At 45.3% G+C, this 21,372-nt stretch carries 19 protein-coding genes and 1 other RNA gene; 4 read left to right on the forward strand and 16 right to left on the reverse strand.

Features of this window, described 5'->3' with window-relative positions:
- Nucleotides 1-95 precede the first annotated feature (95 nt).
- Nucleotides 96-311 carry a DUF2536 family protein gene (locus AC5W2J_RS07235; RefSeq protein WP_496058804.1) on the forward strand — a complete coding sequence of 72 codons (216 nt, stop codon included), beginning with the start codon at nt 96-98 and terminating at the stop codon, nt 309-311.
- A gap of 77 nt (nt 312-388) precedes the next feature.
- Here the strand turns inward: AC5W2J_RS07235 and AC5W2J_RS07240 are convergent, their stop codons facing one another.
- The 7 genes from AC5W2J_RS07240 to alaS form a co-directional block, all read right to left on the reverse strand.
- Entirely contained in the window at nt 389-1,132 is a 744-nt protein-coding gene (locus AC5W2J_RS07240; RefSeq protein WP_496058805.1) for a YrrS family protein, read from the reverse strand.
- A 215-nt stretch (nt 1,133-1,347) separates the two neighbouring features.
- Entirely contained in the window at nt 1,348-1,824 is a 477-nt protein-coding gene (greA, locus tag AC5W2J_RS07245; RefSeq protein WP_496058950.1) for a transcription elongation factor GreA, read from the reverse strand.
- 194 nt (nt 1,825-2,018) lie between these two features.
- Nucleotides 2,019-3,140 (reverse strand): endolytic transglycosylase MltG, encoded by a 1,122-nt coding sequence (gene mltG / locus AC5W2J_RS07250; RefSeq protein ID WP_496058806.1) that lies wholly within the window; start codon nt 3,138-3,140, stop codon nt 2,019-2,021.
- Between the two features lie 118 nt (nt 3,141-3,258).
- Nucleotides 3,259-3,543, reverse strand: a complete 285-nt coding sequence (locus AC5W2J_RS07255; protein ID WP_496058807.1) for a DUF1292 domain-containing protein — start codon at nt 3,541-3,543, stop codon at nt 3,259-3,261.
- A gap of 15 nt (nt 3,544-3,558) precedes the next feature.
- Nucleotides 3,559-3,990 carry a Holliday junction resolvase RuvX gene (gene ruvX, locus AC5W2J_RS07260; protein ID WP_496058808.1) on the reverse strand — a complete coding sequence of 144 codons (432 nt, stop codon included), beginning with the start codon at nt 3,988-3,990 and terminating at the stop codon, nt 3,559-3,561.
- Nucleotides 3,983-4,255 (reverse strand): IreB family regulatory phosphoprotein, encoded by a 273-nt coding sequence (locus AC5W2J_RS07265; protein ID WP_120193588.1) that lies wholly within the window; start codon nt 4,253-4,255, stop codon nt 3,983-3,985. Before AC5W2J_RS07265 ends, ruvX begins: the two co-directional genes overlap by 8 nt.
- Nucleotides 4,256-4,408: 153 nt before the next feature.
- Nucleotides 4,409-7,048, reverse strand: coding sequence for an alanine--tRNA ligase (gene alaS / locus AC5W2J_RS07270; RefSeq protein ID WP_496058809.1), 2,640 nt, complete (start codon nt 7,046-7,048; stop codon nt 4,409-4,411).
- Between the two features lie 510 nt (nt 7,049-7,558).
- Here alaS and AC5W2J_RS07275 point away from each other — a divergent pair.
- Nucleotides 7,559-8,470: a proline dehydrogenase family protein gene (locus tag AC5W2J_RS07275; RefSeq protein ID WP_496058810.1), complete on the forward strand. Its 912-nt coding sequence runs from the start codon at nt 7,559-7,561 to the stop codon at nt 8,468-8,470.
- A 28-nt stretch (nt 8,471-8,498) separates the two neighbouring features.
- Here the strand turns inward: AC5W2J_RS07275 and recD2 are convergent, their stop codons facing one another.
- From recD2 to AC5W2J_RS07305, 6 genes are read right to left on the reverse strand one after another with little or no spacing between them, the layout of a single operon-like run.
- Nucleotides 8,499-10,787 carry an SF1B family DNA helicase RecD2 gene (recD2, locus tag AC5W2J_RS07280; protein ID WP_496058811.1) on the reverse strand — a complete coding sequence of 763 codons (2,289 nt, stop codon included), beginning with the start codon at nt 10,785-10,787 and terminating at the stop codon, nt 8,499-8,501.
- A gap of 14 nt (nt 10,788-10,801) precedes the next feature.
- Nucleotides 10,802-11,461 carry a tetratricopeptide repeat protein gene (locus tag AC5W2J_RS07285; protein WP_496058812.1) on the reverse strand — a complete coding sequence of 220 codons (660 nt, stop codon included), beginning with the start codon at nt 11,459-11,461 and terminating at the stop codon, nt 10,802-10,804.
- 56 nt (nt 11,462-11,517) lie between these two features.
- The gene (gene mnmA / locus AC5W2J_RS07290; protein ID WP_496058813.1) at nt 11,518-12,636 is read right to left on the reverse strand and encodes a tRNA 2-thiouridine(34) synthase MnmA; all 1,119 of its coding nucleotides are present in this window, start codon (nt 12,634-12,636) and stop codon (nt 11,518-11,520) included.
- A gap of 19 nt (nt 12,637-12,655) precedes the next feature.
- Nucleotides 12,656-13,792, reverse strand: a complete 1,137-nt coding sequence (locus AC5W2J_RS07295) for a cysteine desulfurase family protein (RefSeq protein ID WP_496058814.1) — start codon at nt 13,790-13,792, stop codon at nt 12,656-12,658.
- A 22-nt stretch (nt 13,793-13,814) separates the two neighbouring features.
- Nucleotides 13,815-14,234 (reverse strand): cysteine metabolism transcriptional regulator CymR, encoded by a 420-nt coding sequence (gene cymR, locus AC5W2J_RS07300; protein WP_120193466.1) that lies wholly within the window; start codon nt 14,232-14,234, stop codon nt 13,815-13,817.
- On the reverse strand, nt 14,167-14,868 hold the full coding sequence (locus AC5W2J_RS07305; protein ID WP_496058815.1) for a YczE/YyaS/YitT family protein: 702 nt from the start codon (nt 14,866-14,868) through the stop codon (nt 14,167-14,169). Before AC5W2J_RS07305 ends, cymR begins: the two co-directional genes overlap by 68 nt.
- 186 nt (nt 14,869-15,054) lie before the next feature.
- Between AC5W2J_RS07305 and AC5W2J_RS07310 the strand changes: the two genes are divergently transcribed.
- Nucleotides 15,055-16,326 (forward strand): replication-associated recombination protein A, encoded by a 1,272-nt coding sequence (locus AC5W2J_RS07310; RefSeq protein ID WP_496058816.1) that lies wholly within the window; start codon nt 15,055-15,057, stop codon nt 16,324-16,326.
- A 267-nt stretch (nt 16,327-16,593) separates the two neighbouring features.
- Here AC5W2J_RS07310 and AC5W2J_RS07315 read toward each other — a convergent pair whose 3' ends face one another.
- Nucleotides 16,594-18,744, reverse strand: a complete 2,151-nt coding sequence (locus AC5W2J_RS07315) for a cache domain-containing protein (protein WP_496058817.1) — start codon at nt 18,742-18,744, stop codon at nt 16,594-16,596.
- A 96-nt stretch (nt 18,745-18,840) separates the two neighbouring features.
- Nucleotides 18,841-19,022: non-coding RNA, 6S RNA (gene ssrS / locus AC5W2J_RS07320), on the reverse strand.
- A gap of 150 nt (nt 19,023-19,172) precedes the next feature.
- On the opposite strand from ssrS, the gene AC5W2J_RS07325 reads away from it, so the two are divergent.
- On the forward strand, nt 19,173-19,490 hold the full coding sequence (locus tag AC5W2J_RS07325) for a hypothetical protein (RefSeq protein WP_496058818.1): 318 nt from the start codon (nt 19,173-19,175) through the stop codon (nt 19,488-19,490).
- A gap of 93 nt (nt 19,491-19,583) precedes the next feature.
- On the opposite strand, the gene aspS is transcribed toward AC5W2J_RS07325, so the two are convergent.
- Complete coding sequence (gene aspS, locus AC5W2J_RS07330; RefSeq protein WP_496058819.1) at nt 19,584-21,371, reverse strand: aspartate--tRNA ligase; 1,788 nt, start codon at nt 21,369-21,371, stop codon at nt 19,584-19,586.
- Nucleotide 21,372: the final 1 nt, after the last annotated feature.

Here is a 21,372-nt window from a genome sequence, read left to right on the forward strand (position 1 = left end):
CTCCTTTTATTTGCTTTCGGTTCACTGCAACTTATCCATTATACTATTAGACGGCAATTGTTTTCTACAATTAGACAAAGAGAGGGTTCATTCTATTGAATATCAGCGTAGGTCCATTAAAAGATAAAGTTGAGTTTTTTGAAGCAGATCACATAAAAAAATTAGAAGATGCCATTCAGCAGAAAATCGAAGTCAACGAAGCGATTATGCTTGAAGTGCACCACGTCCAGCATCACGTCTACTATCATCCCGAGTACGGCCGTCCGGTATTTACTGCCTCTGTTCATTTTAAGGCTGCCCCTTCCCGGTAAGCCTGCCTGAAAATGACAGCTGCCGCACAGAACCCCCCTCACTATCGGTGAGGGGGGTTTGCTGGATCAACTACATTTTAATAAGGGTTGCTGCTTAATACTTCTACGTTTGTCGGCTGCCAGCCCTGGCCTTCGACAAATTCCATTTCTACCTGGTACGGAGTGCTGCGGTTTTCACTCGTAGATACGGTTCCGACTGCCGTCGTCGGACTTCCTCCGTTTTCCAGTCTGTAGATCGTCATTTCATCTTCAGACAAGCCGGTCGCTGCGCTTAGTGCAGTCACCATTTCGGCCCAATTCTGGCCGTCCCTATCAAAGCTTGGGCTGAAAGATCCGCTTTGCTCTGTGCCAACCGGCTCCCATTCTCCCTGCTCGGCAGCATCTGAAGAAGGCTCTTCCTGCCCCTGCTCCGCTGTCTCTTCGTCTTCTTCTGTACTGGCAGGCTCGTCTGTAACCTGCTCTTCTTGTGTACTGCTTTCTGTTTCTTCTGTCGTATTCGTTTCTTCTTCCTGGGCAGGCTCCGCTTCTTCTGATGATTCCAGAGCCTCTTCAGATTCAGAAGTTTCCGGCTCTTCCTCCGGAGCCGTCATCTCTTCTTCTGTCTGTTCTGTATCCTCTGTCTCCGTTTGTTCTGTTGTCTGGTCCTGATTTTCTTCTTCGTCAGAAGCCTCGTCATTCCCTGTAAAAAGAAGCGTAATAGAGAAAAACAAAATCAGGACTGCTACTATAGCTATCGCTGCATTTAAAAGACGGTTCATTCTTTTTTTGCGACGCATGCCGTATCTTTTTTCTTCACCAAATCCACGGTTATTTCTATCCATTTCATTATTCACCTGCCACTTTCCTTATGTATCCTAATAAAAAAACTACACTACTTTTTCCTATTATACAATGTTATCTAAAAGAATTTATCATTTTTAAACTTTTCACACACAATTGTAAAATATGTAACCAGCCGGAAACCGGGAAATATGTCCTATTTGGTTCCAAATAAAAAAACTGCCGCTTTTTCAGCGGCAGTGATTGCTTGTATGGTTTAGCTCACTTCAATAATTTCTACTTCTATCTCGCCGCCGGGAGTGTTAACCATAACAGCTTCTCCGACTTTTCTGCCAAGCAGGCTTTGAGCCATAGGAGAATCATTTGATATTTTGCCTTCCAGCGGATCGGATTCAGCACTGCCGACAATAGTGTACATTTCTTTTTCGCCATTCGGAAGCTCTTTAAAAGTGACAGATTTACCGAGAGCTACTTCGGAATTGTTGCTTTTGTCTTCCTCAATCATGATAGCCGTTTTTAGCATGTTTTCAATTTGTCCGATACGTCCTTCTACAAAAGCCTGTTCGTCCTTTGCAGCATCGTACTCCGAGTTCTCGGATAAGTCACCGAAACTTCTCGCTACCTTAATGCGTTCTACAATTTCTGTGCGGCGGTCCGTTTTAAGGAAATTCAATTCTTCCTCTAATTTATTTTTACCTTCTTCAGTCATATAATTTTGCTTTTCTTCTGCCATTGCCATGGTCACTCCTCTTTCTCAGCTTAAAAGCTCTAAAGTTGTTCGTGCGTAAATTCCCATTAAAAATGTAAGCGATGTCTCTATTTCCATTGTTATTATCATACTCATTTTTTTACCATATTTCAATTAAAATTGATGAAATTTGGAAATAGATTTCTCCTACTATTATACTTTCCCTTCATAGAAGGATTTTAATCAATCTCTTCCTCCTGCTGCCTTCCATCTTCCCATTCACTGCGGTACTGCTCCTGGGTTTGCTGATGCGCTTCAAAGGATTCATTATAAATCACTTCTCCACCAGGACGGGCGTAGAAGAAAATATAGTCCGTGCTTTCCGGCTCCAGCACCGCCTGAATGGATGCCAGCCCCGGGCTTGCAATCGGGCCTGGTGGAAGGCCGGCGTTCCGATACGTATTATAAGGGGATTCCGTGTCCAGATCGTCATATGACGTCATATAACGGTGTTCCCTTATAGCGTAAGCAACAGTAGGGTCTACTTCCAGACGCATATCCGCGTCCAGCCTGTTTTCAATCACCCCTGCAATCAGCGGCCGGTCCACGTCATACTGGGCCTCTCTTTCTACAATAGAGGCGATCGTTAAAAGTTGGTGAACGGTGTAGCCGCTCTCCTCTATTTGTGAAGCGTATTCTACCATACTTTCTTCTGTACGTTCAATCATTTCATGCAATATGACCTTAAGCTCTGTTTCTTCATCAAAAAATTCATACCTGGAAGGAAACAAATATCCTTCCAGCGGGTAAAGTATTTCTTCATTATCTACTTCTTCTGTTACAATATCATACTGCTCTACAGCCTCCGTTATAAATTCAGGGCTGTCTAATTCGGCAGCTACTTCTTCTTCCGAATAAGGTGTATTCTCGGAAATAACAGCCGCAATATCTTCGAGCCAGACTCCTTCCGGCACCGTAAAGGCAATACCGGGTTCTGCATTTGGCCCTTCTTCGAGCTGCCCGGCGATCTCTCTCATCGTCATATCCTGTGAAAACATGTAGTGACCGGCCTGAATAGTGGAATCTGCTGTGACTCTTAAGTAATATCGAAAGACTGCGTCGCTATGTATTAAGTTATTCTCTTCGAGCATAGCTGCTGTATCAGCGGCCGAATCTCCCTGTGCTATTTCCATGTCTACTTCTTCCGGCCCACTGCTGTCTACTGGACTCATAGCCTGCATTACATACCAGCTGCCAGCGGCTGCCGCCAGAATTACAATCAGAAGAACAGATAAAAATACAATGGATCTTTTTTTCTTTAAAAACGGTCTTTTTCTTTTGGGGTGATTAGTTTCTTCCACGGGACTCCCCTTTCTTCATACTGAATATTCCGTCATACCTAAAAAAAGTACAAAGAAAAGCGCTCATGCCCTGTAAAAACAGGGGCAGCGCTTTTCTGTACTGCAGACCCGCCTGCTGCTATTCTTCCATATCCGCAAGCGTATTAATCATTTCTTCAACCATGTCCCACTCTTCATCTGTTTCTATTTCTTCTAGTGCGATATCGTCCTCATTGTCGCCTTCCTGATAGCGGAATGCCAGAATTTCAATCTCTTCATCTTCACTTTCCTGGTTTCCGGAAGCAGTGACCACTATATAAGAATGGCCCAGTTCTTCAATAGGAAAAGTAAAAAGAACGTCAAACAAATGTTCATTTCCTTCTTCGTCGGGTATTACAATGCGTTCTGTTTCTTCTTCAGACAAAAATAACGCCTCCATTTATTGTAAAGAATTTTGATTCCTGTCAAGGTATCCCTGTAATATTAACACAGCAGCCATTTTATCAACTACCTGTTTTCTCTTTTTTCGGCTGACATCAGCCTGAATAAGTGTTTTTTGGGCAGCCTGGGTTGTGAGTCTTTCATCATAGAGAACAACAGGAATATTAATATACGTTTCCAGTGCCGATGCGAACTCCTGGCACTGTTCCCCTCTGGGTCCAATAGTGCCATTCATGTTTTTAGGCAGTCCTACTACGACAACAGCCACTTCATTTTCATCTACCATCTTTTTAATCGCCGGAAACGCTTCTTCTGTGGCACTGCTTTTTAAGTGAATTGTGTCGTGCCCCTGGGCAGTCCAGCCCATCAGATCAGAAAGCGCAACGCCGATTCTTTTTAATCCAACATCAAGTCCGAGTATTCTATCCATTTCCGCCGCCTTTTTGTACGTATGACCGTACTAATTCTTCCAGCAGTTCATCTCTTTCCAGCCGCCTGATCAGTGCCCTTGCTTCGTTATGGCGGGGAATATAGGCAGGATCGCCGGAGAGAAGATAGCCTACTATTTGATTAATCGGATTGTAGCCTTTATCTTTCAACGCATCATATACTTTTAAAAGGACTTCTTCCGCTTGCAAATCGGTGGATAATTCATCCTGCACGTTAAATTTTACGGTTTTATCTTTCGGATCCACCATGCTGCCTCCTTCGATCTGCCTGTCTTTTCTAATGAAAGAAACTGTTCTGTTTGTATTTCCATAGAATATAGGCAGACATGCTATGATTATGCATTTAAAGAAATAGTTCACCTGTCTCTTCGTGTACCATTGTACAACATTTCAAAGCGTTTAGGAAATAGATTCCACCATACCCGGCACAGAATCCAGTGCTTCCTGAAGCTTGTCCGGGTTACGTCCACCGGCTTGTGCCATATCGGGACGTCCGCCGCCTCCGCCTCCGCAGATAGCTGCCGTCTGCTTCACAAGATCTCCGGCTTTGTATCCTTTTTTGATTAAATCTTCTGTAACCCCTGCTACAATCTGTACTTTACCGTTATTGACTGCTCCAAGCACCACAACACCGGATCCCAGCTGTTGTTTTAATTCATCTACTGTATTTCTCATAGCATCCATATCTTTCGCGGCGGCTGCTTCTGCAATTACAGAAACACCATTTACCTGCTTTACTTTATTCAATAGAGTGGACGCTTCTGCATTGCCGAGTTTGGACGACATGGAGTCATTTTCACGCTGCAGATCTTTTAATGACTGGTGCAGCGCATCAATTCTGCCGGGCACATCATCAATAGATTTAGCTTTTAACAGCTCGGCTGCTTGTTCAAGCGTTTCAATCTGGCTGTTCATATGTCCGTATGCGTACTGACCGGTCAGCGCTTCAATTCTTCTCACACCAGCGCCTGTCCCTGCTTCGGAGACAATCTTAAAAATACCGATTTCAGCCGTATTATTTACATGGCACCCGCCGCACAATTCAATGCTGTAGTCGGAAATCTGAACGACGCGTACATCTTCGCCGTATTTTTCCCCAAAGAGCGCCCGGGCGCCCATTGCTTTTGCTTCGTCTATCTTTTTGCTTTCAATGACTACAGGAATATCCGCCCAAATTTTTTCGTTTACTTTTCGTTCGATTTCTTTCAGCTCTTCTGCCTTTACTTGTCCAAAATGGGAAAAGTCAAAGCGCAGTCTGTTTCCAGTAACCAGCGAGCCGGCCTGGTTCACATGTTCTCCAAGAACATCTTTTAATGCCTGGTGCATTAAGTGCGTAGCGGTATGGTTTTTTACAATATCTTTTCGTGTATACGAATCCACCTGAGCCTGGACCAGGTCTCCTTTTTTCAGCGTTCCTTCTTTAATGGTAACAGCATGCAGATGCTGGCCGTTCGGTGCTCTCTGCACATCCGTGACTTCCGCTTTGGCCCTCTCTGTCGTAATGACTCCTGTGTCGGCAGTCTGTCCGCCGCTTTCTGCATAAAAAGGCGTATGATCCAGCAGAATATGAGCTGTTTCTCCTGTCGAGACTTCCTCCACAGACTGTTTGTCATGAATGAGCGCACTGACCGTAGTCCGGGCTGCCAGCTGATTGTATCCTATGAATTCACTTTTTTCTTTCAAATCCGATAACAGCGAATCCTGCGTCTGCATAGAACCGGTCGATTTCCTTGCCGCCCGTGCCCGGGTGCGCTGTTCCTGCATAGCAGTTTGGAAGCTGTCGCGGTTCATGGTGAATCCGGCTTCCGTCAAGTATTCTTCTGTCAGGTCCACAGGAAAACCATACGTGTCATACAGACGAAATACTTCTTCTCCCGGTATAATCGTCGTATCATTTGTTTCTGCTTTTTTCATAATATCGGACAGAATATGCAGGCCTTCACTGAGTGTTTCGTGAAACCGCTCTTCTTCATTTTTAATAACTTTTTGAACAAAAGCTTCTTTATCCTGTACTTCCGGGTAATACTCTTTCATTATACTTCCAACGACCGGCACCAGCTGAAACATAAACGGCTCATGAATGCCGATCAGCTTTGCGTAGCGAACTGCTCTTCTAAGCAGGCGTCGCAGCACATAGCCGCGTCCCTCATTGGATGGAAGCGCCCCATCTCCGATAGCAAACCCAACGGTACGAATGTGATCGGCAATCACTTTATAGGATACATCCGACTCTTCTTTCTGGCCGTAGGGAACGTCGGCGAACCTTTCAATTTCCTTCATGATCGGCAGAAATAAATCCGTGTCAAAGTTGGTCCGTGCATCCTGGATAACGGAAACGATCCGCTCGAGTCCCATTCCTGTATCTATATTCTTTTTGGGCAGCGGCGTGTACGTGTCATCCGCATTATGGTTAAACTGGGAAAATACGAGATTCCATATTTCCAGGTACCTGTCGTTTTCCCCGCCGGGATAAAGCTCCGGATCTTTTTCATTATTGCCGTATTCGGGACCGCGGTCATAGAAAATCTCCGTGTTCGGTCCGCTTGGGCCTTCGCCGATATCCCAGAAGTTTTCTTCCAGGCGGATAATTCTTTCTTCCGGCAGGCCGACTACATCTTTCCATAAATCATATGCTTCAAAGTCTTCCGGATGCACAGTAACAGATAAGCGTTCCTGTTCAAAACCGATCCACTTTTTTGACGTGAGGAATTCCCACGCGTATTCAATGGCTTCTTTTTTAAAATAGTCGCCTATTGAAAAATTTCCAAGCATTTCAAAAAACGTGTGGTGCCTGGCGGTTTTTCCGACATTTTCAATATCGTTGGTGCGGATGGACTTCTGAGCGTTTGCGATTCTTGGATTGTCCGGCACGATACGGCCGTCAAAATATTTTTTCAGCGTAGCTACGCCGCTGTTGATCCATAAAAGCGTTGGGTCTTCACTTGGAACAAGCGAAGCACTCGGTTCAATATCGTGTCCTTTTTCTTTAAAAAAATCTAAAAACATCTGTCTTACCTGTGCTGAAGTATGCTGTTGCATCTGTTGGTTCCCCCTTGGATTTAGCCAATCTAATCATAAAATTATGCAGACAAAAAAATCCCGCCCCTGGACGCAGGGACGAGATTACTCGCGGTACCACCCTGTTTACGAAGAATACACTTCGTCAACTTGAACGCTTGTAACGCAGCGAAGCGGCACGCATTACCGTGCACTCTGGACCAGCTTTCCGCCTTCCTGCGCCCTCTGTTTATCTCAGCGTTCTAAACAGTCTCTGTACTGGGTGGAAAACGTACTTTTTCCTTCAACGTGTTATCTTTATTCTCTTTTCTTTTATATCGAATATTTACCTTTCTGTCAAATATCTTTCCTATTTTTCTCTTCTTTATTCCTCTTTACATCTATGTCTTTCATGCTACGATAATGTAAACAATCCCCGTAAAAAGGAATGCATCTCTGCATACCTTTTACTCTTTTTGGCAGTATATATTTCTTTGTTCGAGATACTGCCGACACAGACCTGACTGCTTTTCCAAATGAAAGGAGAAGGCTATGCAGAAAACTTCGCGGAACTTCTTTTTGTTTTTATCAAAAAATAAAACACTAAATAAAAGTGCCAAACGCTGGGGCTTTAATCTGGGAGCGGCCAAAGTAGTTGCCGGAGAATCGATTGACAGTGCAATGAAAACAGTACAGTCCCTGAACAGCAAAGGCCTGCTTGCGACTGTTGATCACCTCGGGGAATTTGTATCCAAAGAGCAGGAGGCCAAAGAAGCTGCCGAGCATGCTCTGCGAACGCTTGAGGCAATTCACCGTTACGGAGCGGATTGCAACCTTTCACTGAAACTAACACAGATCGGTCTTGATATTGACCGGGAGCTCTGCCTTCGATTCATGAAAGACATAGTGGAAAAAGCCAGATCCCTGCAGCTTTTTGTGCGCATTGATATGGAAGATTATGCTCATTATCAGCTCACCCTGGATATACTTAAAGAACTGAGGAAAGAATATGATAACGTTGGAACGGTCATTCAGGCATATCTATACCGCGCTTCAGATGACATTGCCGATTTAAAAGGCGTTCCGCTTCGGTTGGTAAAAGGCGCCTACAAGGAGAGCCCCGCAGTTGCCTGGCAGGACAAAAAACAAATTGACGCCAACTTCCTGAATGTTATTAAACAGCATCTAACCAACGGCAGCTACACGGCTATTGCTACGCATGACCACCGGATTATCGAATCCGTTCAGGCCTTTACGGCCAAAGCCTGTATTCCCATCGACCAGTTTGAATTCCAAATGCTGTATGGCTTTCGTACCGATATGCAGGAGGCTCTTGCCCGGGACGGCTACAAATTCAGAACCTACGTACCGTTTGGAGATGACTGGTACGGCTACTTCATGCGCCGCCTTGCCGAAAGGCCGCAGAATGTCTCTTTTGCTTTCAAAGGAATGTTTTCCAAATAAATAAGCAGGCGCCCTCCTGGGTGTCTGCTTATTTATTGATCTTTTCATCTGTGGGTTCTTCGAGTTTTTCTTTCAGCCTCGTATAGCGTGTATCTTTATGCTCGGTCTGCACGGCAAGCTCCAACGCTTCATACTCTCCGCAGAGTATTAAGTAATCCTTCGCTCTCGTAATCGCCGTATAGACCAGGTTGCGCCTCAGCATTCTGCGGTACGCCATCAGCATAGGCACAACGACGATCGGAAACTCGCTTCCTTGAGACTTGTGAATCGAGGAACAGTAGGCAAGCATAATTTGATTCAAGTCCTGACGCGAATAGGTGACTTCTTTATTATCAAACGTAATAATTACCTGCATTTGTTTGTCTGCTGTTTCTTTTGCTTCAAAAATAGCTTCAATTCTCCCGCGGTCCCCATTAAACACACCCTGTTCCGGGTTGTTAACGAGCTGAAGCACAATATCGTCTTTCTGATAGGTCACTTCTCCAAAACTCACTGTTTTTTTCTTTTGGGAAAGCGGGTTAAACAAGTGCTGAAGCTGTTTGTTTAATTCATGTACACCGGCCGGGCCCCGGTACATCGGAGCAAGCACCTGGATGTCCATTGGATCGTAGCCTTTTTTCACAGCGCCGTCGCACACTTTTACAATTAATTCAGCCGTCTGTGTTTTCGAACATGGGAAAAACCGCCTGTCCGGATATTTTCCTTTGATATCTTCCGGAAGGCCGCCGGCTTTAATTGCGTGGGCCAGGTCAATAATAGAAGACCCTTCTGCCTGCCTGTATACGACAGATAAGGAAACGACCGGCAGCTTGTTCGATTCAATCAGGTCAGTCAGCACCTGCCCCGGCCCGACAGATGGCAGCTGGTCTTCATCTCCGACGAGAATCACCTGCATATCGTCCGGCACGGCACGGAACAGCTGGTTGGCAAGCCACATGTCCACCATCGATACTTCGTCAATGATTAACAGCTTGCCGGGCAGGTATAAATCTTCCTCCCGCGCTTCAATGTCCATTCCTTCCTCGCCGTTAAAACCGAGAAGCTTATGGATAGTAGACGCGGCAAGACCTGTAGAATCCTTCATCCGTTTGGCTGCGCGCCCTGTAGGTGCAGCTAGTACGATAGGATAGGCTTCGTCTTTTTTGTACTCTTTCGGATCGAGCGGAAAGCCGTGCAGCGAAGCAAACACTTCCACAATAGCACGGATAACCGTCGTTTTTCCGGTACCCGGTCCGCCGGTCAGAATCATAATTTTAGAATGGATTGCCTGCTTTATCGCTTCCTTCTGCTGTTCAGCATATTCAATGTTGTACTTTTCCTCCGTCTCCCCAAGCGCTTCGAGAAATTCCGACTCGGGAAACGTTTCTTCAAGCTCTGCAGAATCCGCCATCCGCCGTACTTTTGCTGCAAAGCCTTTTTCTGCATAGTACAAAGAAGAGACATAGACAAATTGATCTTCCCGGCTTACTTTTTCTTCCTGTTCCAATACCTGAAGCCCTTCTGTCAACAGCTCGGCTTCCATCGGCTGCCTTTCTTTCAGAAGCTCTCCCGCTTCTTCAAGCAGGTCCAGCGCAGGCACATACACGTGGCCTTCCTGCATGGTTTTTTCATACAGTAAGTATAAAATGCCTGCTTTTACTCTTTCTAAGTCGTCATGCTTAATTCCCAGGCTTTTACCGAGACGGTCGGCTTTTACAAAACCAATGCCCTGAATGTCCCACACAAGCTGATACGGGGAAGACTCAATAATATGGAGCGTCTGTTCTTTATAGGAATTGTAAATTTTCACGGCAAGCTCCATACCGAATCCAAGCCGTGTAAGACGGGTAATCGCTCTTTCCATCCCCTGATTTTCCAGCATCGCCTGATATACTTTGTTTCGCTTTTCTTCGTTCCAGCCGACAATTTCTTTTAAACGGTCCGGATCGTCAAGTACATGGGAAATAACGTTTTCTCCATATGCCTGAACTAATTTATCCGCCGTTTTCTCCCCAATTCCCGGAAAACGGTCACTCGATAAATAACCGATCAATGCTTCTTTTTCCGTCGGAACCAGCTTTTCATAGGATTGGACAACATACTGCCTGCCAAACCGGGGGTGTTCTTTATAGGCTCCTTCAAAACGATAGGTTTCTTCGCTGTCAATTTCCGGAAAATAACCGACAATGCTCATTTTCTTTTCATCGAGCTTTGGCTCTGACTTTTTTACTTTGATTACTAAAACAGTATATCCATTTTCTTCATTCCGGAAAATAATGTGAAGGACGGAGCCGGTAATATAAGAGGAGGCATAGGCTTCCGGATAATGATCATTCATCGCATATTCCCCCGTTACTCATTTAATAGCTTAGCTGCCTCTTTTTTCCCGTTATGGGCAAGCATATGATCCGGCTCTATCTCAATTGCCTGATCAAAATAAGGAAGCGCCTCCGCTGCCCCTTTTGTATGGAGATATCCTACTCCTAAATTAAAGTAAGCATCCGCATGCTCCGGATCCTGCTCTGTTACAATGTGAAACTCTGTGACTGCCTCTTCCACCATTCCATTCTGGGCCATACTCATCGCATAATAAAACCGGGCTTCCGTATCCTCACCATCCAGCTCTACCGCCCTTTTAAATGAGGCCATCGCATGAGGCACGCGGCCGGACTGGAAATACGCCATACCCAGCATATAATGAAGACTGCTGTCGTCCAGCCCGGCTTTATGGGCCTGCTGGTACATAGTAAGTGCTTCCGCAAACTTATCTTCATTAAACAAGACATTGCCTGCTCCGTAGTAAGCAGCGGCTGCACTGCTGTCCAGCTCTATTCCTTTTTCAAAAAAGCGCAGCGCCTTTTCTGCTTCTCCCAGTTCGGCAAGCAGGTTTCCAAAATTAATATACGCAACCGGGTTATCCGGCTCTTCTTCAATCGCCTGATTTAATAGTCTGGCTGCTTCTTCCATGTTTCCTTCTTGTAATTCCTGCAGGGCCTGTTGATTAGTATCCATGTAAAAAATCTCCTTTTGTGTTGGTTCGCATAATAGAGGGAAAAGAGGACAACGTTTTATACCTCAACGCTCTCCTCTTTTTTGACTGCATATTCAATTGTTGCTCCGCCAAGGCAGATATCACCGTCATAAAATACGACAGACTGGCCGGGAGTTACCGCGCGCTGCGGCTCATAAAACACGACCCGGGCTCCTCCGTCTGCGGATGGATAGACCGTTACTGCCTGATCCGGCTGACGGTACCTGAATTTTGCCGTACAATCAAATGGCTCTGTGTACGCCTTATTGATCCAGTTCAACCCGGATGCTTCCAGTTCGTCGCTGTAAAGACCATCGTGATGATAACCCTGTCCTACAATGAGGTTATTGCTTTCAAGATCTTTACGGATAACAAACCAAGGCTCACCGGCTCCGCCGATGCCAAGCCCCTGGCGCTGGCCGAGTGTATAATACATTAAGCCGTCGTGGGCGCCTTTCACTTCCCCGTCGACGGTAACCATTGAACCCGGCTGTGCGGGAAGAAAAGACTGAAGAAAGTCCTTGAAGTTTCTTTCGCCGATAAAGCAGATGCCCGTGCTGTCTTTCTTTTTAGCGGTAGCCAGCCCTTTTTCTTCAGCAATTTCGCGGACTTTCTGCTTGCTCATGCCTCCAAGCGGAAACATAACCTGCTCAATCTGTGACTGGCTCAGCTGATTTAAAAAATACGTCTGGTCTTTATTGTTGTCGACCCCGCGCTTCATGGTGACATTTCCGTTACTATCTGTTTCTACTTGAGCGTAATGTCCGGTAGCCAGGTAGTCAGCACCAAGCGACAGCGCGTGCTGCAAAAATGCCTGGAATTTAATTTCTTTATTGCACATTACATCAGGATTCGGCGTCCTTCCCGCCCGGTATTCATCTAAAAAATACGTAAAGACAAGGTCCCAGTATTTCTTTTCAAAATTAACCGCATAATAAGGAATGTCCAGCTGATTACAGACTTTTACTACATCATCAAAATCCTCTGTAGCGGTACAGAATCCGCTGTCGTCGGTATCATCCCAGTTTTTCATGAAAATGCCGATTACTTCATAGCCCTCATCTTTTAGAAGGGCGGCGGTGACTGAAGAATCAACGCCCCCGGACATACCCACGACTACTCTCGTATCTGCCCGGTCTTTTTGTGTTACTGCCATTTTTTTCTCCCTTCCGCTTCTATAAGCGCTTTGTTATTTTCCTAATGACCGCTGTTGTTTTATCGATATCTTCCATTGTATTGCTCGTTCCAAAGCTGAATCGTATCGAGGAATAGGCTCTTTCTTCCCCTGGATACATAGCTTCTATTACATGGGAGGGCTGCATCGAACCTGCCGTGCAGGCTGAGCCGCTGGAAGCGTATATGCCTTCCATATCCAGCTGCACCAAAAAGGATTCCATCTGCACGCCCGGAAGAAAAATATTCAGTATATGCGGCTGGGACCCGGTTATGTCCCCATTAACGGCAAAAGAAACCGCTTCTTCTTCAAGACGGCCTAAAAAGTGTTTTTTTAAAGCTGACAGGTCTGCGGCTGTTTGTTCACGACAAGCCGCTTTCTCTTCTGCTGCTTTGGCAAATCCTGCAGCGGCCGGCACGTTTTCTGTTCCCGCTCGTTTTTTCCGTTCCTGTTCCCCGCCTGAGTGGATCGGCTCCAGCTGGATACCGCGTCGGACATATAAAAATCCTGTTCCTTTGGGTCCATTAATTTTATGGGCGGAAACTGAAAGCATGTCCACACCCAGCGTTTCTACATCCAGATTGGACAGCCCAAATGACTGTACCGCATCAGTATGCATTGCCGCCTGCGTATTTTGCACTACTGCTGCTATCTCTTCAACAGGCTGTAATACGCCCGTTTCATTATTACTGTGCATAATGCTCACTAAAATGGTGTCTTCCCGAAACGCTGCTTTAAACTGCTCCAAAGATACTGCACCTGTATGATCGACAGGTAGAAACGTAACCTCAAACCCTTCTTCCTGAAGCTTTTCAAGAGGATGCAGTACCGCATGGTGTTCAACAGCACTCGTAATAATATGCTGTCCTTTCCCCTTATTCGCACGGGCATATCCGGTAAGCGCCAGGTTGTTTGCTTCGGTTCCGCCGCTCGTGAAAATGATGCTTGCAGCGTTGGCATGAATCGTTTCCGCCAGTCTGCTTCTGGCATCATCGAGCAGCTTTCTTGCGTCTCTTCCTATTCGATGAATGCTTGAGGCGTTACCATAGGAATCGTACATACTTTTCGTGATTGTTTCAATTACTTCCGGAAGCATGGGCGTCGTCGCCGCATGATCCAAATAAATGGCTGAGGCCACTTCCGCCCCCTCCTCGCATAGTTTAAATGTAGAACATATAATCCTGCATGTCGCCTTCTTCTTTATAATTAGCTAAATACTCAAGAGTTGTGTTATCGAGAACGTCTTTTACGGCGTCTCTTATTTTTATCCATAGTGCCCGCTTTACCGGCTCTTCGTCCTCGAGAACTTCCACCGGGCTTATTGGGCCTTCCAGTACGCGGATGATATCACCTGCTGTAATTTCGGAAGGTTCCTTCGTCAGCATATAGCCTCCGTAAGCTCCACGTACACTCTTCACGAGCATTGCGTTTCGGAGCGGGGCAATAAGCTGTTCTAAATAATGCTCAGAAAGTTCATGTTCACGCGCTATGGATTTTAATGACGTCGGTCCTTCACCGTGTTTTTTTGCCAATGCCATCATTATGGTAAGGCCGTAGCGTCCTTTTGTTGAAATTTTCATGTCTGCCACCTCTTTCAATCAAATAATGCACAAGCTTCGACGTTTGAGGCATAGCAAATCCTACTACCTGCCCGATGCCGAGGCAAAAAAGAATCGTACCGACAAAAACAGGCCCGCCTAAAGCCCAGCCTGCGGCCAGCACTACTGTTTCCATCATAATTCTCACTCTCGAGATTTTCCATCCTGTTCGTTCATGCAATGCAATCATCAAACTGTCCCGGGGGCCTGCGCCGACTTCCGGCGCGATATACAGGCCTATTCCATAGCCGATAATAATAATTCCGGCCAAAAGCATTGCTATTTGAACAACCAGGAGAGACGGTGTCCCGATAAGAAGAAGAAATATATCAATAAATACTCCAATTAAGAACATATTCACAATTCCGCCTGCCTGCGGTTTTTCTTTCTGCAGAAGGGAAGTTACAATAATCACAATAATGCCGATTATAATGCTCCACGTTCCTACCGTCAGGCCAAATTGATCCCGCAGGCCAATGTGAAGAACATCCCACGGGGCACTTCCCAGATCAGCACGGATCATCAGCGCAATGCCAAATGACACAATGACCAATCCTATCATAAAAATGAGCCACCGTATGAAAAGATGCTCGCGTTTTGTATACAGTTTTACCATCAAAGACCTTCTTTCAACCGATTCACACTGAAGTCTACGCTATTATAGCATGAAAGCCCCCTTATTTGCATAAGAGTGCTCTAAGTCCGTTTATTTACTTCTGCCCTTTGCCTCTCTATAATAAAGGCTGTATATATGATGCAGCCTAAGGCGCCTTTTAAGGCATGCTGCAAGATGGAGGATTTTATGAAAAACAAACAGCAGCCGCTGGCTTACCGAATGAGGCCGAGAACAATAGAAGAAATTGCAGGGCAGCAGCACCTGCTCGAAGAAGGCAAACTGCTAAAACGGATGATAACCGCTAAAAGACTGACTTCCCTGATACTATACGGCCCTCCCGGCACTGGAAAAACGTCTATCGCTTCGGCTATTGCGGGAAGCACCGACACCCCGTTTAAAATGCTGAATGCGGTTGTCCACAATAAGAAAGATATGGAAATAGCCGTCGCAGAAGCAAAAATATCCAATCACTTGATCGTGATTATGGATGAAGTCCATCGTCTCGATAAAACAAAACAGGATTTTCTGCTTCCCCACCTGGAAAAAGGGCTGATTACGATGATTGGTGCCACGACCGCCAATCCGTATCATTCCATTAACCCTGCCATTCGGAGCAGATGCCAGATTTTTGAACTGCACCGCCTGGAACACGAAGATATAAAAAAACTCTTGTTTGCCGCCATGGACGATAAAGAAAGAGGGTTTGGTTCCTTTTCCGCCGTTCTGGCTGATGAAGCGGCGGAACATCTTGCCTACGCCTGCGGAGGAGATGCCCGTGCCGCTTTAAATGCACTTGAAATTGCCGTTTTGTCGAGTCCCTCTTCTGATCAGCCTGCGGCTATTACTAAAGAAACAGCAGAAGAATGTATACAGCATAATCGCTTTCAGCATGATAAAGACGGAGACGCCCATTATGACGTGCTTTCTGCTTTTCAAAAATCGATCCGGGGAAGCGATCCGGATGCCGCTCTTCATTATCTGGCGAGGCTTATTGAAGCAGGGGATTTAATAAGCATCAGCAGAAGGCTTATCGTCACAGCCTACGAAGACATTGGGCTTGCCAACCCTCAGGCCGGTGTCCGAGCGGTTGCTGCGGTGGAAGCTGCAGAAAGACTGGGCTTTCCGGAAGCACGCATTCCCCTGGCAAACGTTGTTGTGGAGCTCTGCCTCTCCCCTAAATCCAACAGCGCCTATAAAGCGATCGATAAAGCCCGGGAGTCTCTTCTAAAACACGGGACCCCCGACATACCGAAGCACTTAAAAGACTCTCATTATAAGGGAGCTGCCAGTTTAAACAGAGGCGTGGCATACAAATACCCGCACAATGAACCCGGCGGCTGGCTGGCTCAGCAGTATCTTCCCGATGCTCTGAAAAAGGATGCATACTACGAAGCAAAAAACCATAATAAATTCGAACATGCTTTAGCTGAAGGACATAAAAAAATGACAAAGCGTTGATGGTCCTGCAAAAGCTGCTTCAATAAAAAAGGTGAGAAAATGTATAGGCGGCGCTTTCCGCAGGCCATACCTCAGCTCCAGAGGAAAAGATCAACCTCTTTATCTTCACCCCTGGCTGTTCTGCTGGAGTCACCGCCTGATTCATTCTTTGTATTTCTAAGCAGCCTTTCTTAAAAAAACGGCGCTCTTTTAGATAAGCTAAATGAAGCAGCTTCTCGACAACCTAAAAAAACCGGAAGGCTGGCCCTTCCGGTTTTTTGTGTTTTTTTATTCTATTGGAAACGAGAGCTGAAACAGCGTGCCCTTACCTTCTGCAGAAAACACTTTAATGTTTCCGTCCATTTCACTTACGATCTGGTAGCAGATCATCAGCCCAAGACCTGTTCCTTCCTCTTTTGTAGTAAAAAATGGCGTGCCTAATTTCGACAGGGTGCGGGGATCCATCCCCTCTCCCGTATCTTCTATCTCCACCCCGATACATGGATGGTTGGATTTATTAAGAAACTCATATGTTCTTATACTGACTCTGCCGTTCTCTTTAACTGCTTCTATTGCATTTTGAAGTAAATTTAAATAAAGCTGTTTTAATTTTTTCTCATTGGCATTCATATTAGGGATATCTTGAAAAGCTGTGTGAATTTCTATATTTTTTGACTGAGCCTGGTCTTTATGAAGGTACAAAATATCCTGCAGAATAGTGTTCATATTGATCTGCATGGTCCGTTCGTCATATTCCGGACTTGCAATCCCCAGCAGATCACGGACAATTCCATTCACCCGGTCAATCTCGCTTAAGATAATCTGGTAATGCTGAATTTCCTCATCATTTTGTTCTGATTTTTCTTTAAACAACTGAATAAATCCTTTTATCGTCGTAAGCGGATTGCGGATTTCATGAGCAAATCCCGATGCAAGCTTCCCTACTGCCTGAAGCTTTTCGCTGCGGACCAGCTCTTTTTCAAGCACTCTGTTATCGGTCACATCATTAAAAACAATTAAAATATCTTCCACCTGTTCTGCATTTTCAAGCCTGGGCAGAAGCGTTACGCTCGTAATAAAATAATATGTCTTACCATCAAAGGTGAGCTCTATTTCTTTTGTATGCTCTTCTTCAAGTTCCATGTTTATTTGATCAATAAACGCCCGGAACAGCCCGCTTTGCTTTTTTAATTCCTCGAGTGAGGAAGCAAGCACATTGTTTTTATTCAATTGAAAAAGCGAGCTTGCCGCATGGTTAAATGTAGTAACCAATCGGGCGCTTTTATTGATCGAAATAACACCATTATCCGTCGTCTCAAGAATTAAGGTTGATTTTTTATGGCTTTTTTCCCGTTCTTCCAGCCTTGCCGTCATAACATTAAACGTCTGAGTCAGCTCATTTACTTCTGAATAGGAAGCCGGCGGCAGTGGGAGCACAGGTTTGCCAATGGCAAAATCCCGTGTGGCTGTTACAAGAGATTCCAACGGCCGTACGATATACCTCGAAAGCGCGATAGCAGCTAAAACGGTAATAACGAGCACAGCGCTGAATAATATTACATATGTAAACAGTAATCTTCTTAATGGAGCATACAGAGCACTTTCTGGTACTGAAATCCCTACATACCACTGGTTATTAAAACCTTCCATCTGATCAATCGGAACGATTGTACTGACTGTTTCTGCTTCCCTGCTTGTCGTTAAAGAAGGAGAAGTTCCCAGCTGTTCAAATTCTTCAAAAGTCAGCTCTGCGTCGCGGACAAAATTACGATCCAGAATATAACTGCTGTCCGGATGGGCGATATAGTACCCTTCTTCATTTAAAATAAAGGCCTCTCCATTCATTCCCAGCTGTTCCTGCTCATCTGTAAACCGGTTCATTCTGTCCCAGATAAACGTTTCAAGCGAAACGAGGTCATATGCCGGTGATATCACACCGATATCATTACCGTCCTCATCTTTTACTCCCGCGGACATTGCTAATATCGGCCGCTCTAGTATTCTCGACATAAACAGGTCAGAGAAATAAAGTTCTCCATTTTTAGCTTCTTCATACCAGGCCACATCATTTACATCCCGGCCGACCGCATTGTCTTCAGTGGAATGAGCGATTATGCCTTCATTGTTCGTAAACACCATGCCGTGATACATTTCCTGGGATTCTACAAAGCGGGTAAACTCGGCCTGCAGCTCGGCTTCAGAAGCATCCGGATTTCGTATAACAGGACTGGTCGCCAATTGATCAAGATCAGACAGGCGCTCCCGTATCATTCCTTCTACAGAGACAGACAAATTGGAGGAAAATGAAATGAGTGTCTGCTCGATACGGTCGGATAAATCTGCTTCCTGGGTTTCATGCGAAACAAAACCAATCACCAGCAGTGGGATGCTGGTAATGGCTACAAAGAAAACCAATAATTTTGACCGCAGTGTACGCATGTGTTTCACCCACTATCTATTAAGTAATAAGCTTTCCATATAAAAAACTCCGAAGTAACAGCCTTCGGAGTAAGCATTTGTAGTAGTTAGTTAAGGAAGAGTCCCGTAGTGCCGTTAAACTAACTTTGTTTTGAAGCCTGCTCTCGCAGGTGGGTGCCCTGCTTCACCGTCCGTGCTTCCACTTCGCAGAGGCATGCACTTTCGATGAAAACATCAGGCTCCCGATGTATAGGTGTTGGCTCAAAACGTACAGTGTTCTACGTACACCTCAGGACTCTTCGATTTGTGATTTTATCATAGCATGCCGGTCCCGAATGGTCAAGATACTTACCCGGCATATTGAGAAGAGATTCGTTATTACTAAACTTCCCGGTTTCTTTATGTTAACCTTTATAAAAGACTTACGATAAAGAAGGGAGCAGATCATATTGACCAATTCCTCCGTTCGGGAAAACGATACACCGCAGCCGTTGGCAGAACAGGATACTATTTTTATCGAACAAAAAATTGAATGGCTTGAAAAAAAGCGGGTAAAACATGTATCTTCTCTTTGTTTGTATGAAGACAGAATAGAAAGCGAGCATCATGCATACTACCTCGAAGATATCTTTGATCTCTCCTACCGTTGGTCTGAGGAACAGATTGGGTTTTTATACATTCACACGGTGTTTGGTATTCGTACCTTCCATATCCATTCCTCACCGGAAGAATTTATCACTGAGTTTCATAAGCTGGAGCATCTTTAGAAAACTTCTTATTTACTAAACAATGGCTTCTTTATACAACAAAGGTTCCGATTATCGAGTAATGATAATCGGAACCTTTCTATAATAGGGAACTTATTTTGTCTTTTCTTCTTTTTTAGCAATCGCAAGCTTGAGATGCAGTTCTTTTAACTGCTGGTCGCTTACAGCACCTGGTGCACCCGTCAATGGATCACTTGCACTGGCTGTTTTTGGAAATGCAATTGTATCACGCAGGTTGTCACGGCCTGCAAGAATCATGACGAACCGGTCCAGTCCAAGAGCAATTCCTCCGTGCGGCGGCGTGCCGAATTCAAATGCATCCAGCAGGAAGCCAAACTGCTCCTGCGCTTCTTCTTCACTGAAGCCAAGTGCCTTGAACATACTCTGCTGCATATCTTTTTTATAAATACGCTGGGATCCTCCACCGATCTCATATCCGTTCAGGACGATATCATATGCTTCTGCCCTTACGTCTTCCGGTGCGGACTCAAGCTTATGGGCATCCTCCTTTAGAGGACTTGTAAACGGGTGATGCATTGCAGTGTAACGATTTGAGTTATCATCGTATTCAACGAGTGGAAATTCTGTGACCCACAGGAAGTTATATTTAGACTCATCGATCAACTGAAAATCTTTACCGAATTTCAGCCGCAGCGCGCCCATCGTTGCGTACACAACCTCTTTTTTGTCTGCACCAAAGAAGAGAAGATCTCCCGGCTCCGCGTCCATTGCCGTTTTAATTTGTTCGATTTCCTCTTCCGTAAAGAATTTCGCGATCGGTCCGCGCAGTTGATCTTCTTCTACCCGCAGCCATGCCAGTCCTTTTGCACCGTAAATGGCTGCAAAGTCTGCCAGCTCGTCAATTTCCTTGCGGGACATCTTTGGAGCGGCCCCTTTTACGTTCAGGCCTTTTACGATGCCGCCGTTCTTCACAGCCTGGGCGAAAACTTTAAAATCGCTGTTTCCTACAATATGAGACAGCTCTGTAAGCTCCAGGCCAAATCTCGTATCCGGTTTATCAGAACCGTAGCGGTTCATGGCATCCTCATATGTCATTCTTGGAAAAGGTGTCTGTACCTCTTTGCCAAGCACTTCTTTTACAGTTTTCTGCATCAGCTCTTCAATCATTGGAAGAAATTCTTCTGTTTCCAGGAAAGAGGCTTCAATATCAAGCTGGGTGAATTCCGGCTGGCGGTCTGCCCGCAGGTCTTCATCTCTAAAACAGCGTACAATTTGATAATATCTTTCAAAGCCGGACACCATCAATAGCTGTTTAAACAATTGCGGAGACTGGGGCAGGGCATAAAATTCTCCTTTATGAACACGGCTTGGTACCAAATAGTCCCGCGCGCCTTCCGGTGTGCTTTTTGTAAGCATTGGTGTTTCAATATCGATAAATTCATTATCATTCATATAATCACGGATGATGTTTGTCACCCGGTTGCGCAGCTTAATCGTTTCGCGCATTTCTTCTCTTCTTAGATCGAGATAACGATACTTCAGGCGGACATCTTCCGAAATTTCCTGATTGCTGTCAATTTGAAAAGGAAGCGGCTTGGAGGTATTTAAAATATCGATCTGTTCCACCCGGATTTCCACCGTACCGGTAGGAATCTTCTCGTTGTATGTTTCCTTGTCTCTTTGCACGACTGTCCCGTAGATTTCCAGGACGTATTCACTGCGCACGCTGTCTGCTGTTTCCAGTGCATCCGCGGAAATTTCCGGATTTGCGACAATCTGTACGATACCACTGCGGTCGCGCAGGTCAATAAAAATAACCTGTCCGAGATCTCTTCTCGTCTGGGCCCAGCCTTTCAGGCGTACTTTTTCTCCAATAAGCGATTCTGTAATATCTCCTGCATAATGCGTTCTTTTTCCCATG

The organism is Sinobaca sp. SA16-1, assembly GCF_059510515.1.